The 13,790-nt window shown below is 66.1% G+C and carries 14 protein-coding genes and 1 pseudogene; 8 read left to right on the forward strand and 7 right to left on the reverse strand.

Annotation, left to right across the window (positions count from 1 at the left end):
- The first annotated feature begins 7 nt into the window (after positions 1-7).
- From RMCN_RS19155 to RMCN_RS19170, 4 genes are all read left to right on the forward strand, one after another.
- Positions 8-1,171, forward strand: a complete 1,164-nt coding sequence (locus RMCN_RS19155; RefSeq protein ID WP_067392520.1) for a BTAD domain-containing putative transcriptional regulator — start codon at positions 8-10, stop codon at positions 1,169-1,171.
- A 98-nt stretch (positions 1,172-1,269) separates the two neighbouring features.
- Positions 1,270-1,653, forward strand: a complete 384-nt coding sequence (locus RMCN_RS19160; protein ID WP_067392523.1) for a hypothetical protein — start codon at positions 1,270-1,272, stop codon at positions 1,651-1,653.
- 142 nt (positions 1,654-1,795) lie between these two features.
- Positions 1,796-3,160 (forward strand): collagen-like protein, encoded by a 1,365-nt coding sequence (locus RMCN_RS19165; protein ID WP_067392526.1) that lies wholly within the window; start codon positions 1,796-1,798, stop codon positions 3,158-3,160.
- Positions 3,161-3,274: 114 nt separating this feature from the next.
- The gene (locus tag RMCN_RS19170; RefSeq protein ID WP_064415203.1) at positions 3,275-3,694 is read left to right on the forward strand and encodes a hypothetical protein; all 420 of its coding nucleotides are present in this window, start codon (positions 3,275-3,277) and stop codon (positions 3,692-3,694) included.
- Between the two features lie 4 nt (positions 3,695-3,698).
- On the opposite strand, the gene RMCN_RS19175 is transcribed toward RMCN_RS19170, so the two are convergent.
- Positions 3,699-4,688: a GlxA family transcriptional regulator gene (locus RMCN_RS19175; RefSeq protein WP_201028880.1), complete on the reverse strand. Its 990-nt coding sequence runs from the start codon at positions 4,686-4,688 to the stop codon at positions 3,699-3,701.
- Positions 4,689-4,780: 92 nt separating this feature from the next.
- On the opposite strand from RMCN_RS19175, the gene RMCN_RS19180 reads away from it, so the two are divergent.
- Both RMCN_RS19180 and RMCN_RS31590 read left to right on the forward strand, forming a co-directional pair.
- Positions 4,781-5,431: an HD domain-containing protein gene (locus RMCN_RS19180; protein ID WP_067392529.1), complete on the forward strand. Its 651-nt coding sequence runs from the start codon at positions 4,781-4,783 to the stop codon at positions 5,429-5,431.
- Positions 5,432-5,448: 17 nt separating this feature from the next.
- Positions 5,449-5,520: pseudogene (locus RMCN_RS31590) on the forward strand (nitroreductase family protein); the annotation flags it as partial.
- A gap of 486 nt (positions 5,521-6,006) precedes the next feature.
- Here RMCN_RS31590 and RMCN_RS19195 read toward each other — a convergent pair.
- Positions 6,007-6,675 (reverse strand): VldE C-terminal domain-containing protein, encoded by a 669-nt coding sequence (locus RMCN_RS19195; protein ID WP_201028882.1) that lies wholly within the window; start codon positions 6,673-6,675, stop codon positions 6,007-6,009.
- Between the two features lie 97 nt (positions 6,676-6,772).
- Here RMCN_RS19195 and RMCN_RS19200 point away from each other — a divergent pair, with 97 nt between their 5' ends.
- Positions 6,773-7,534 carry an SDR family NAD(P)-dependent oxidoreductase gene (locus RMCN_RS19200; RefSeq protein ID WP_067393036.1) on the forward strand — a complete coding sequence of 254 codons (762 nt, stop codon included), beginning with the start codon at positions 6,773-6,775 and terminating at the stop codon, positions 7,532-7,534.
- Positions 7,535-7,540: 6 nt separating this feature from the next.
- Here RMCN_RS19200 and RMCN_RS19205 read toward each other — a convergent pair whose 3' ends face one another.
- The 5 genes from RMCN_RS19205 to RMCN_RS19225 are packed head-to-tail and all read right to left on the reverse strand — an operon-like array spanning position 7,541 to position 12,385.
- Complete coding sequence (locus RMCN_RS19205; protein WP_067392537.1) at positions 7,541-7,948, reverse strand: ATP-binding protein; 408 nt, start codon at positions 7,946-7,948, stop codon at positions 7,541-7,543.
- 9 nt (positions 7,949-7,957) lie between these two features.
- Positions 7,958-8,290, reverse strand: coding sequence for an STAS domain-containing protein (locus tag RMCN_RS19210; RefSeq protein ID WP_064415211.1), 333 nt, complete (start codon positions 8,288-8,290; stop codon positions 7,958-7,960).
- Entirely contained in the window at positions 8,287-10,257 is a 1,971-nt protein-coding gene (locus RMCN_RS19215; RefSeq protein ID WP_064415212.1) for a glycosyltransferase, read from the reverse strand. The genes RMCN_RS19210 and RMCN_RS19215 overlap by 4 nt, the downstream gene beginning before the upstream one ends.
- Positions 10,254-11,492 (reverse strand): PP2C family protein-serine/threonine phosphatase, encoded by a 1,239-nt coding sequence (locus tag RMCN_RS19220; protein ID WP_064415213.1) that lies wholly within the window; start codon positions 11,490-11,492, stop codon positions 10,254-10,256. The genes RMCN_RS19215 and RMCN_RS19220 overlap by 4 nt, the downstream gene beginning before the upstream one ends.
- The gene (locus RMCN_RS19225) at positions 11,489-12,385 is read right to left on the reverse strand and encodes a glycoside hydrolase family 26 protein (protein ID WP_234787718.1); all 897 of its coding nucleotides are present in this window, start codon (positions 12,383-12,385) and stop codon (positions 11,489-11,491) included. Before RMCN_RS19225 ends, RMCN_RS19220 begins: the two co-directional genes overlap by 4 nt.
- A 198-nt stretch (positions 12,386-12,583) precedes the next feature.
- Here RMCN_RS19225 and RMCN_RS19230 point away from each other — a divergent pair, with 198 nt between their 5' ends.
- Entirely contained in the window at positions 12,584-13,789 is a 1,206-nt protein-coding gene (locus RMCN_RS19230; protein WP_067392542.1) for a DUF7159 family protein, read from the forward strand.
- The last annotated feature ends 1 nt before the right edge of the window (position 13,790 follow it).

Genomic DNA, 13,790 nt, shown 5'->3' on the forward strand with positions numbered 1-13,790 from the left:
GGGGCCCATGGTTGCGTCGGGCCTCGATTTCGGTGTGCTGGGTCCGCTGCGTGTCAGCGTGAACCGCCAACCGGTGCCGTTGGGCACGCCGAAGCAGTGCGCTGTGCTGGCGCTGCTGCTGATCAACCGCAACCGTCCCGTGCCGCGCGATTCGATCATCGCGGCGATCTGGGACGAGGACATGCCGGAGGCCGACGCGATACACAACCTGCACGTCTACGTGGCGAACCTGCGCAAGGTGCTCGGTTCGGGCGGCGCCGACCCGAAGGCGATTTTGGCCAGTGCCCGGCCGGGCTATCAGCTCAACGTGCCCGACGCGGCCTGTGATCTGGGGCGGTTCAACACCGAGAAGGCCGCCGGGGCGCAGGCGGCGGCCGCCGGCCGTTTCGCGCTGGCCACCGACCGGCTGTCGGCCGCGTTGGCGCAATGGCGCGGTAGCGTTCTCGACGACCTGCGGGAGTTCCGCTTCGTCGAGCCGTTCGCCGCTGCGCTCGTAGAGGACAAGGTCGGGGCGCAGGTGTTACGCGCTGAATCCGAAATCGCCTGTGGGCGTTCAGATTCGGTAATCAGCGAGCTCGAGGACCTGGTTGGCGAGCATCCGTATCGGGAACCGCTGTGGGCGCAGCTGATCACGGCCTACTATCTGGCCGAGCGGCAGACCGATGCCCTTGAGGCGTACCGCCGCGTCAGATCGACGCTGTCGGATGAACTGGGCATCGATCCAGGGCCGTCGTTACGCACACTGCACGAGCGGATCCTGCGCCAGGAACCGTTGGACGTCCAGCGAATCGCGCAAAGCGATGCCTCCGACGTCGTCACCATGATCGAGAGCCATATGTCGACCACCATGACGGCCTCGTCGAGGTCCAATCGGGCGCAGCTCCGGGACTTCGCCGGACGCTGCTATCCCTTGGAAACGGTGGTGACCGGGATCGGGCGCAGGGCCGACAACACCATCGTCATCGACGACCCGAAAGTCAGCCGGTACCACGCGACGATCATCGACACCGGCGCCAGCTTCGTGATCAACGACCTGCGGTCCGGCAACGGTATCGTGGTGGCGCACGAGCGGGTTCGCGGCAGTACAACGCTTGGTGACGGCGACGTCATCGACATCGCCGGCCACCAGTTCACCTTCGAGATCGCACCGGGTGACTCACCGGCTTTCTGACCGCTGAGCTGCACGAACGCCGCATTGAGTTTCCATTGAGGACCGCGCCCCATTCTTTTCTCAACGCCACACCAGATGGCCCCGAGAAAGGAACTCAGATGATCAAGAACCGCATCGCCGCCACCGCCGCCCTCGTCATCTTCGGACTGGCCGCCCTGGCCGGTGTCCTCGCCGCGGCAAGCGCCAACGCCGACGCCGGCTCGAGCACCTCGGGCACCGAGTTGACCGGAACCGCCCAGCAGTCGGTGGCCAACGCCCGCCAGGCGCTCGACGAGCAACTCGACGCGGCCCGCGACGGCAACGGAGTCGGCGTCCCTGCGCCCGGCATCGCCCAGACCGAACAGCACGTCACCTTCCCCAAGACCCCCCACGGCCCCTACACCGGCAAGCCCGGCCACAACGACGGCGCCGACCCCGCGACCGGCTCGCAGGCCCCCCAGCCGATGCAGGTCGCCTCGACACAGGTCAAGACCGCGCACTGACCAACCCGCCCAACCCGCCGGCCCAGTCATGGGGCCGGCGGGTTCTTGCTGTGGCTTGCCTTTCGCGGCGTGTCCCTCGCCACGGCCGCGAAGAATCTGCCAAGGTCGCAAGTCTGTGCCCACCCGCGCGCCAGGAGACCCCGTGAACGAAGCTCGAAGCGCCCTCTACCGGCGCGGTGCCCTCGCCTTGTCATCGGTCGCAGTGACGACGGCCATGTGGCTGGGTGCCGTGCCGCCCGCTTGGGCGGATCCGTACGACGACGGTGACGCACCCGAGATCGTCGATGATTCCGGCTCCTACGCCGAACCTGTCGAAGAACCCGGCCCGGTGGACGCGGGTGAGCCGGTTGCCGAGGCTCCCGAACCGGAGGCGCCGGCTCCCGACCTAGAGGAACCCGCGCCCGGCGCACCCGACGAACCCGGACCCGCTGGCGCCCCCGACGAACCGGGACCCGTCGAGGCGCCCGACGAACCCGGACCCGCAGGGGCGCCCGACGAACCCGGACCCGCTGGGGCGCCGGACGAACCGGGACCGGGCGACGCACCGGGTGACCCGGGCACCCCAGGGGACCCGGGTGATCCCGGCGACCCCGACACAAACATCGCCGACCCGGCCGTCGAGGCCGACACCGCCGACCCCGACATCGCCGAGGTGTCGCAGGAGGACTTCGACGAGGCGCACGGCGCCGACGCGGTGGACGTCGATCCGCCGACGGCGACAGAGACGGAGGTCACCGAACTCACGGAGTCCCTGGAGTCGTTCACCAGCACCACAACCAGCACCACGTCGTCGACGTGGAGTAGCCCAGTGACGCAATGGAATTCGAGGTGGACCGGATATGACCGCTGGTTCCGGCCCGTCTTCACCAATCCGTACAAGACACCGCTGCAGATCATCTACCCCTACAACAACACCACCCGGGTCTTCGACGTCCCGCCGAGCGGACGCGCCGTTCTCACCGCCCCCGGTCCGGGCGTGTACAGCTTCACCGCGGTGAACCGGGACCCCTCGGGCAAGCCGGTGACGGTGTCGACTGGCAGCTTCTCCGGCGGCGGCTATCGGCCGGCTCCCGGTCAGCCGCCGCCCCCAAAGCCCAAGCCGCCGACGACCTTCAAGAACGTGCTCGTAGCGCTCAAGTACAAGGACGGAGAATCGAAGCCGTTCCGGGTCAAAACGCTGGCCGATCTCGGCGATGACCCATCGGTCGGTGGTCACCGCGTGCTTCTCGACGAGGAGACTCCCGCGTGGGGGCACTGGACCAAGACCGGAGGCGGTGAGCGCCTGTTCGAGATCACCAGCACCCAACAGCTACCCGGTCTGGTCCAGCCGTCGCAGGGTCCGCTCCCTGGTTATCAAGTCCAGCTGAGCAGCAGCGAAACCGCTGCGCCCGCGCAGGATACGTGGGTGAAGCCCGTGGCCATCGCCGCGGCGGTCGCCGGCGTCCTGGCGATCGGTGCGGTGCTGTATTTCCTCCTGTCGGGCCGTCGACGCAAGACGGCGCCGTAACCGCGGCAATTCGTTCCGAAGGTCTCGATTCTGCGGCGGGACGGACACAACCGGGCATTTGCGTGTCTCGCCACCGTGGATTCGCCCGACGGGGCCGTAAATTCCTGAGTCACTATGACAAAGGCCTTGCGCACATTGGCAATCGCGGTCGCCCTGCCGGCGACCGCATGCGTTGCATTCGCCGCGACGGCGGCCGCCGATCCTCCGCTGCTCAACGGCTCCTACACCGAAGTGGACGGCGACTCCATCCTGGTGCTGACCTTCGCGACGAGCTGCGGGCCTGCCGGATGTACGGGCACGGTGGCCAGCAATCAGGGATGGCGCACTCCCGCCACGTACTCCGGCGGCCGCTGGAACTTCACCGTCTCCAAGCCCGGAGGTCTCACCTGTGAAGACGGCAGCTATGAACCGGCCGTGGTGTCGATGTCGGTCGATCCCACAACGCTCGGCGGTGTCGTCTCCTCAGACTCCAACTACGGTTGTGCGGGCGGCGTCGTGACCCAGAGCCCGTTCCAACTGCGAAAGGTCAGCTGACAGCTCAGCCCCGGATCGCGGTGCGGAATCTGTCGCGGTACGCCTTCGGGGACACGCCAAGGTGTTCGACGAACGCACGTCGAAGAGTCTCGGTGCTGCCGAAACCGGCGAGGTGTGCCGTGTCCGTGACGGTGCGTCCAGCGTCCAGTGCCGCACGGGCGGCGTCGATGCGGATCATCTCGACATATTCGGCGGGCGTCATTCCCAGCTCCGCGCGGAACAGCCGGGTCATCTGACGCGTACTCAATGACGCCCGTACCGCGAGGGATTTCACGCTGTGGTCGGCGGCCGGGTTGGCGGCGATCGCCTCGGTGACGACTCGAAGCGCCGACTGCGGTGGCGGGTTCGACTCGATGAGCGCGGAGAACTGCGATTGCCCGCCGGCCCTTTTGAGGTAGACGACCAACCAGCGAGCGACCTCGCGCACGAGGTCGGCACCATGGTCCTGTTCCACCAACGCGAGCGCGAGGTCGATGCCCGACGACACCCCCGCCGAGGTGAAGACGTCGCCGTCACGGACGAAGAGGGCGTCGGGCTCAACGGTGATCTCCGGGAAGGCCCTGGCCAGCCTTCGGGTTTCGCGCCAATGCGTGGTCGCGCGCCGTCCGCTGAGCAACCCGGCCTGGGCCAGGATGAATGACCCTGTGCAGATCGAGCCCAACCGCCGCGTTCGACCCGCCACCGATTTCACCGCCTCGACGAGCGCGGGATCGATAGGCCGAGAAGGAATGGTGTCGCTGCCCGCAACCAGGACGGTATCGGCATATTCGATCGACGTGATGGGGTCGGTGACGCCCATGCGGATTCCGATTGAGGTCGTCACGTCACACCCGTCGACCGACGCGATCCTGACCTCGTAGTCGCCGCCGAATCGATTGGCCTCGGCGAAGACCTCACCCGCCCCGGCGACATCAAGCATGGTCACGTCGTCGAAGACGACGATCACCACCACCCGCGAGCCCGCACCCGCAACCACTCCGTCATTGTGTCGCATTTTGTGGGACGAACGGCTCAATCACCGTATGCGCGCGGCTCCTGACCTGCGTTGACTCAAACGAAGTAGTAGTCCAACAGAGGAGGCTGACAATGAGTACCCAATCGATCCAGTCGATCGCCGGCATAACGATCCCCGACAGCGCGCTGGTGCGCGACGCGACCGAGTACATCCGCAGCGCCGAAGACGACCTGCTGTTCGACCATTCACGCAGGGTGTTCCTGTTCGGGGCACTGCGGGGCAACCGGTTGGGCCTGCGACCCGACCTCGAGCTGTTGTACGTGGCCGCGATGTTCCACGATCTCGGGCTCACCGAGCGCTACCGCACCTCCGATCTACGCTTCGAAGTCGACGGCGCGAACGCGGCCCGCGACTTCCTGCTCGAGCGCGGCGTCGACGCAGCCGATGCCCGCAAGGTGTGGCTGGGCATCGCCTTGCACACCACCCCGGGTGTGCCGCAATTCCTGGACCCCGAGACCGCACTGGTGATTGCCGGTGTCGAGGCGGACGTCGTCGGGATCGGTCGGGAAGAGCTCTCGCCGCAGGCCATCGCCGCTGTGACCGCGGCCCACCCTCGGCCCGACTTCAAGAACCGCATCCTCGCGGCCTTCAACGACGGCATGAAACACCGCCCCGACACCACGTTCGGGACCATGAACGCCGATGTGCTGGCGCACTTCGACCCGACGTTCGAGCGGCAGGACTTCGTCGACCTCATCTTGAACAACAGCTGGCCCGAGTAGCGGAGAGGAGCACAGAAATGGACATCCACGAAGCGCTGTACACCACCAGGATGATGCGCCGATTGCGGCCGGATCCGATCCCACTCGACGCGTCAATTCCACGAATCCAACGGCACATTGGCGATAGTCTCGCCCCAGCCTCGCAGTGAGCGTCTCGAATCAGCCTAGCTTCTTCACCGAGGCCGTCGAAGGAGGTGTCAGATGTCCCGTCCACTAGGATTTCTTGGTCGATGCGCCGGTGCGGTGGTTCTCGGATGCGCGCTCACCGCGGGTTCCGTCGTCACCACCCTGGCCGGTGCCTCTGCGCAATCGATCACCGAACCGGCTTGCAGCGGAAGTGAATCCATTGTCGATGGCACACCGACATGCGTGCCCGCACCTGTGGCACCGGGGGTCTCCAACGTGCAACCCGCCCCGGCCGACACCCAACAGCAAGACGGCGGACATCACTGAGGCCCCGTCGGGCCCTGACGATGACAGCCCCGGACCTCACGACTCCAGGGCTGCCCGACAGACGACCTCAAGGCGTCGCCACCCCCCGGGCATCCGCTGCGTCACATCACGCGCGCGACAACTCAACGCAGGTAGGTCTCGTCGCCGGTCGGGTATCCGCCGCCATGGGTCGTGATGTGCACATGGTCGTAATGGCCGTAGCCACCTCGTTGAGCGCCATCTGGCGTGTAGTACACGCCGCGCCAGATCGCATCCTGCAAGCCGAAGCGTTTCGCGTTGCGCAGGACGTAGGAGACGATCTCGTCACCGAGCGCAATCCCCTCCGCGCTGCCCGGATTGGGGATCATCACGTCGAGCGCCAAGCCGTTGGGATGCCACCTCAGCGAATCCGGGCGCACACCGCCGATGTTGCTGATCTCGGGGAAAGCCTCGCTGATCGCGCGCGACGCGAGGATCGTCTTCACCTGGAGGCCGCGCTCGGGTGCGATGCCGACCGGCAGAGAACGGTCGACAGTGCGGTAGCGGGCGGCCGCAACCATGGCGTCGGGTGCCACGCCGGGATTGACATGACCGATGGCCGCCGCGGGGGTTATCGGAGGGGCCGCGACGATCTCCAGACAACACGGTTGGGTGTCTGCGACCTCTTCGACGACGGGCTTGCTCTCGGGGGCCGGACGAGCCTCAAGATGGACGTCTCCGCCGACCGCGAAGAAGACAGCGGCCGGTCCGAGCACTGCAGCCACGCCCATCGGTGACGTGCGCCGCTTCTTGGCTACGGAGTGCCGACCCACGCAGGGTTGTATATCAAATCGTTACATTCGCCGCAATCCAGGACGATCGGCTGTGACGGTGCCCGACCAGGGTGGATCATCTCCGGACGTGGCGAGAATGCTCGAAGACAAGGTCATCATCGTCGCCGGCCTCGGCGGCATCGGCAACGGGCTGGCGCGCAGGTACGCCGACGAGGGAGCCCGTCTGGTGATCGGCGATATCGACGCTGAGCTGGTGAAACGCGTCACGGACGAGATCGACCCCACGGGCAAGAGGATCCGCGGGACACATCTCGACGGCTCCGATGAGCAGTCCGTGATCTCGGCGGTCGCACTGGCCGTGGACACCTTCGGTCGCCTCGACGGCATGCACGTGAACTTCACCAATGCCGCGGACGCCTATCTGCCCGGCGGGGTCGTGGAGCTTCCCCTGGAAGCCTTCGACGAGGTGATGCGCGTCAACACCCGCGGTTTCGTCATCTGCGCCAAGCACGCCATCCCCGCGATGGTCGAGGCCGGCGGCGGTTCGATCGTCTTCACCGCTTCGATCGATGCCTACAACGGCGCAAGCACCCGGGTGTCGTATGCCATGAGCAAAGCTGCCGAGCTGGCGCTGATGCGACACATCGCGCGCCGGTACGGACCAAAGGGCATCCGATGCAACGCGATTGCGCCGGGGTTGATCTGGCACTACAAATTCGACGAGCAGCCGATGCCCGACGGCGTCGTCGAGCAGACCCGCGCACGCCAGATGATCAAGGCCCGGTTCGGGACGCCCAACGACGTCGCCGCATTGGCCGCGCTTCTGCTCTCCGACGACGGCAGCTTCATCACCGCGCAGACGATCAGCGTTGACGGCGGGGTGACGTTCCGGCCCTGATCCCGGTCAGTGCAGACGCGACACCAATGTCCAGCGGTTACCGGTTTCCTCGCGCCGATAGGACAGCTCGTCGAGCACCCTCAGCGTGATGGCCAGCCCCCGGCCGCTTTCCGCGAGTTCGTCGGGCAGCTCCACTTGACTGAGGTCGACGGGGGACGGTCCGCCGTCGTCGATGAGGGTGGCGATCACTTCGGTCGGTGAGACCGTGACCTCCATTCGTAACCGCACCGACTGGCCGCCCCCAGCATGCTCGATGATATTGGCGCCGATCTCTCCGACCGCCAGATCCATCGACATCCGGGTCCCATCGGGAATGTCATGCCTCTGCCACACCTCGTCCAATGTTTCGTGCAGGGCTGCAAGGGTTTCGGGTCCGGTGGCCATTTCGACGACGGCGGTGGGATTCTGCATCATCGGTCGCTTCTAGTCGAATGCGGCATCGGCTGTGGGATGTGCGCGCAGCACTCGGTCCAGGTTCGTCAGCGACAACACGGTTTCCACCTGCGTCGTGGGCGCCGCGATTCTCAGATCCCCGCCCGCCTGCCTCGCGAGCTTGAGGCCGGAGATCAGCGCCCCGAGCCCCGACGAGTCGATGAACTCCGTTGCCGACAGATCCACGACCAGCCGGGTGTTGCCGTCCTCGATGAGGCCGTGTAGTTCCTTGCGCAGCGCCGGCGCCGCCACCATGTTCAGCCGCCCCTCGGGCTTTACCACCACTGCGCCCGAAGCTGTTGTACGCCTAGTCGATCCGGTCACTTCTCACCTTCCGCTTCATGGCCGCGATACCGCACCGCCTGGAACACGACGCTCAGGATGATCAGGTCGAAGAGCACCCAGAATAGATTCACTCCGACGCCCAGCACCGAGATTGCGCCGAAATACAACTGGACGATCCCGATGACCGAGGCGACCACCAGCAGCACCATGGCAGCGATCTGCCATTTCACCAATCCCCACGGGATGGCACCCGCACCCTGCCGCGTCTTGGGCGTCACCGCGAAGCCGAGCGGCCGGTCGAAGTAGACATTGCGAAATGCCGTGATACATGCCTTGATCCACACCGGGAACAGCGCAAGGCTGTACTGCTGGCCACGCCATGTCGGCGTACCCCTACTGACGACGATGAAAAGGAGCTGATTGAGGATCAGGAACGGAATCAACCGCCCGAAGAAGTCCCAGCTGTATGCCTGCACCGGCATGACGTTGAAGATCAGGAAGATTGCCGGGGCGGCGATGTAGGCCAACGCCGCGAAACCGGCCAGGTAGCTCCACATCGTGGCGAAGTACATCAAACGCTGTCCGATGCTCAGCCCCTTGACGAACAGTGGGTTCTCCTTGAGCATCACCTGAATCGTGCCCTGTGCCCAACGCAGCCGCTGCGTGAGCATGGTTCGCACGTCGTCGGGCGCCAGCCCCTTGGCCAGGATTTCGTGGTGGTAGGCCGACTTCCACCCGAGCGCGTGCATGCGCATGCAGGTGGCCATGTCCTCGGTCACGGAGATGGTAGCCATCGGCAGCATCGGCTGGGCCTCGTCGTCCCTCCCGACGTCGACCGCGCGGATCATGGTGCGGATCGACTCCAGGGCCCCCAACGGTGACCAGTCCCGTCCGGCCAGCGATTCCAGCGCCTCGTCGTCGAAGATGACTGCGGTGTCGAGTTGTTCACGCTGCCCACTCAGCGCGGCGATGGCATCGAGATCGGCGCGCATGGCGCTGACGTCGGCATCCACCAAGCTCTTTGCCGCCGCGTCGACGCGTTGCTGAAAGAGGTAGGTGATGTCGGCCAGCGGTTGCTTGTTCTTGAGCGCGGCACGGGACTCGTGCACTGCGTCCTCGACGCTCGTCAGGGCGGCCAGCACGTCCGGTTGGTCCCTGCCGATCTTGCGCTTGGCCTGTTTGAGGATCTTGCGGGAGGTGTAGAGCGCGCGTTTGATGCCGTCTTCAACCGCGCGCACATAGCCGGTCACACCGAGTTGCATCAGCGCATCGCGTCGCAGAACGGCGTTGGATCCGCAGAAATAGGCAGCATTCCAACCGTCTTTGCCTTGCTGGATCGGACCATAGAACAGTGGCGCCTGGCTGCCCAGCGGGTCGGAGAACGGGACGTTGACGAAGTATTGCGGCGTCTGCACCAACGCCATCTTCTCGTCACGGAAGTAACCCAGCGTTCGATCGAGGATCTCCGGCTCAGGAACCTGGTCCGCGTCGAGGATCAGGATGAACTCACCGTCGGTCTCGAGTAGCGCATTGTTCAAGTTCCCGGCCTTCGCGTGACGCGGTTTGTCCAGCCAATGCGACGACCGGACCAGATAACTGATCCCGCGTTCGGCGGCCGCCTGCGCCAACTCGTCGCGTTCCCCGTCGTCGAGAATGTAGGTCCGGTGTGGATACCGAATGCGCTGCGCTGCTTCGGCTGTCGCGATCACCATGTCGATGGGCTCGTTGTACGTGGTGATGAACACGTCGACCGTCGCGCCCTCGGGAGGCGGTGGCGGCGGAGGCCGCCGACGCAATCGCCACATCGTCATGCCAAACAGAAGCGAGTCAATGAGGCTGTAGGTCTCGGCCAGCACGAGAGGGACGGCGATCCACCACGCCGACCAGTTCGTCGAGGCGAGCCATCGCCAAACGACGTAATTGATGCCCAACGCCGCCGTCAGCACGATCAGCAGTCGCAGCCACGGTGACGGCGTGGTTCCTTCGGACGAATGCCTGTGTGTCACGGTCCGTCCCGGCGTACCGCGATCAAGGTCACGTCGTCGAGCGGCGGCTTCCTGGTTGTCAAGGCGCCCACCGCGGCACAGAGTTCACCCGGCTGGGCGTGAGCGGCAACGAAATTCAGAATGTCCTGCTCAACGGCTGAGCGCCCCAGCAAGTCCAGCGACCCGTCCGAGGCAACCACCAGCATGTCTCCCGGCTCCAACATCGTCTCCTGTGTTCCCCAGGTGTCGTCGGGTACGACACCCATCGGTAGCCCACCTGCGGATAAGCGTTCGACCTCCCCGGTTCGCCTCAACACCGCGGCGATTCCGTGGCCGACGTCGACGTACTGCACCCGGCCGGTCATCGTGTCCAGCCGGGCATGAAAAATCGTCACGAAGGTCTCTGTGCGACTGAAGTCTTCGGCCAGTTGACTGGCGACCGAGTTGATTGCCGCCGACAAGTCTGCATCGTGTGCGACCTGGTCGACGGCGCGCGACGCGCCCCTCAGCGCCGACCGGACGCTGGCGGTCAGCAGCGCCGCCCCCAATCCCTTGCCCATCACATCGGCGACGGTGAGCACGGCGCCGCGCTGCACAGCGTAGTAATCGTAGAAGTCACCGCCGACCGCGAAGGCGGGCGAACACATCGCACAGACGGAATAGCCCGGGAGGTCGCCGATCTCCGGCGGCAGGAGCAGCCGCTGGATGGCGGCCGCCCTCTCCAAGTCGTCGGACCGTTCGAGTTCGCGTTGCGCCCATACGGCGAGCTGACGGAACACCTCGCGCTGTCGGGCGTCGAGTGAACGCGGTTTCAAGTCGTAGATGCAGAACGTGCCGACCGCATGGCCGCCGGGACCGAACAGCGGATACCCGGCGTAGAACCGGATCCCGCCCTCGGCTGCGATCGCGGGCAGCGCGGCGAATTCCGGTTCAGCGGTGAGGTCGTCGACGATCAGGGCCGGTTCTGACGGTTTGTCATAGGTTCGCGCGATGGTGGCCCGACACACCGAGGTCTCGCGAGGTCCGCTGATCTCAAGGCCCTCGCCCACCGCCTGCTTACACCATTGGCGGTCACGGTCGATGAAGTTGATGTATGCCCTCGGCACCTCGAAAATCAGTTGGGCCATGCGGATGATCCGGTCGAACCGCTCTTCCGCCGGGGTGTCGAGGATGTCCAGTTGCGTCAGGGAGTGAAGCCGCTGCTCCTCCACGTCGGCCGGGAGGGCGAAGCGGTCGTGAACTACGTCCGATGTCATGACAGCAACCGCGCATACCGCATCGCCGCGGCCATCGCGGCCGCGGACTCCGGGGTGCTCTCGATCCGCCAGTCCGTCTCCTTGTCATGGTCAAACCAGACGAAACCGATCACATCGCGCTGAAGCCGGAGGAATTCCAGGAAGCGCTCGATCCATTCGGCTTTGCAGCCGCCGGACTCGGCGCAACCGACTTCCGCGATCAGGATCGGCTTGTCCGCGGCGATCGCTCTCAGCTCGTCGAGGGCGGCTCCGAACAGTTGATCGGGATCGACCCAGCTCGTCGAGGACAGGCAGGTCCCCCAGTTGTATCCGTCGATCCCCAGAACGTCGACGTACTCATGGCCGGGATACCAGTCCGCAAGCCTTCCGGCGCCACCGACCGTGGGCGCCCATATCCAGTCGACGTTTGCGACGTTGCGTTCGGTGAAGATGTCGTGCACGTGCCGCCACGCGCTGATGTACGCCGACGGCGAAGTACCGCATGCAGGTGTCCAGGGGTACCAGTCACCGTTGAACTCGTGCGCCAGCCGGATGAAGACGTGGCGCCCCCATTCGCAGAACTCGTCGGCCCAGCGGTAGATGTAGTCGTCGAGGGCACCCGCGAGTAGCGATTTCACAACGGCGGGTGACCGATCGTCCGTCCAGCACCACGGCTCCCAGGACACGATGGGATCGGCGCCGCTGTACGCCACCAGAGCCATCGCGGGCACCGGGGGTGGAGCAAAGAAATCCTCGAACGCCATCACCAGCTCGGGCCGGTGTCCGACCGCATCGGCCACCGCTTGTAGCTCGCGCCCCGCCGTGAACCCGCCCGGCGCGCTCACCCCGAAGCGCAGGCACGAGGTGCGCACTCGAGATTCCGGGTCCGAAATCGTCTCGGCCGGCGGGTCCACGGATTGCTCCCCCTCACACACATCGGTGACGCAAATGTTTCCCCCGCGCGCCATCGTCGCAAACTCCACATCGTGCCACCGCCACATTCGTCGGATACGTGGCCCCGCCGCAACCGTTGGATGCGGCGGCTGAGTGGGTACCGAGTCAGGCGAGAGGTAACCTCAGAGCCTGATTCACCGCAAGAACGGGGACGCGATATGGACCTCGTGCTCGGCCTGTCGATGACGTCCAGCACGGTTCGGTGGGTGCTCGTGGAGGGCGCCACCGGCGAAGGAGCCACCGTCGACCGCGGATCGTTCGACTTCGACGCGGACGTCGATCCCGACGATCTGCTCAACGTGGCACTCGCCGATGTCGTCGACAGCCCGATCCACGCGATCGGCGTCACCTGGACCAACGAGGCCGAAGCCATGGCGTCCGGTGTGCTGGAAGCCCTGACCGGGCGTGGTTACGGCAACGCGATCGCGATCTCCGAGCTGGAAGCCGGCGATGTGCTGGCGGCGGGCATCGCCGACATCGCCGACTACGACGAGGTCGCGGTGTGCATCGTCGAGCCCGACGCCGCGGTGGTTGCGATGGTCGACCGTGACGGCGTGACCGTCGATCGCATCGCCCGACCCCTTGACGGCGCGGACGTCGTCGAGCTGCCCAGCAGCGTGATCGCCATGCTTGAGCTCAACCAGTGGCGACCGCAGGCCATCTTCGTGGTCGGGTCGGCCCGCGATCTCGACCTGATCACCTCCACGCTCGGCGACGTGACCGACTCCCCGGTGTTCTCCGCCGCCGAGGCAGACCTGGCGCTTGCGCGCGGAGCGGCGCTGGCATCGGCGCGTGCGGTCAACAGGCTGGACGCCACCGTGGCGAAGGGGCCGTCGCGGGTCGGCGCGCTGGCGTCGGTCCTCGTCGCCGCCGTGGTGACATTCGTGGTGTCGACCTCGACGGCGGTCGGCCTGAGCCTGACCGGTGACGGCGAGCCCACACGCCAGGGCGCGCACGCCACGGAGGAGGAACCCGTGGCCGTCGCGGAAGAGGCACAGCGGCCCGTCGACAACGAGATCCACAGCAAGAAGGCCACAACCCCGGCCGAGGCCAGGCCTGTTGTCGCGCAGACCATTGCGGTGGCCGCCCCTCCACCGCCGCCCGCCGCTCCCCCGGCTGAACCGGTCTACGAACCCCCGGCTTACGTACCGCCCGCACCGGCGTACACCGCACCGGAACCCGTCTACGCGCCGCCAGCCCCCGTCGACACCGCCCCGGCGTACACGCCACCGGCACCGGTGTATGCGCCGCCGCCGGCGCCTGCATATGTACCGCCTCCGCAACCGCGGCTGCGCGACCGCATCATCGAGCGCATCCCGATCATCAACCGGTTCCACGAACCGGAGTACACGTACGGGCGTTAGC

Origin of the sequence: Mycolicibacterium novocastrense (assembly GCF_001570485.1) — a bacterium.
Taxonomy (GTDB): domain Bacteria; phylum Actinomycetota; class Actinomycetes; order Mycobacteriales; family Mycobacteriaceae; genus Mycobacterium; species Mycobacterium novocastrense.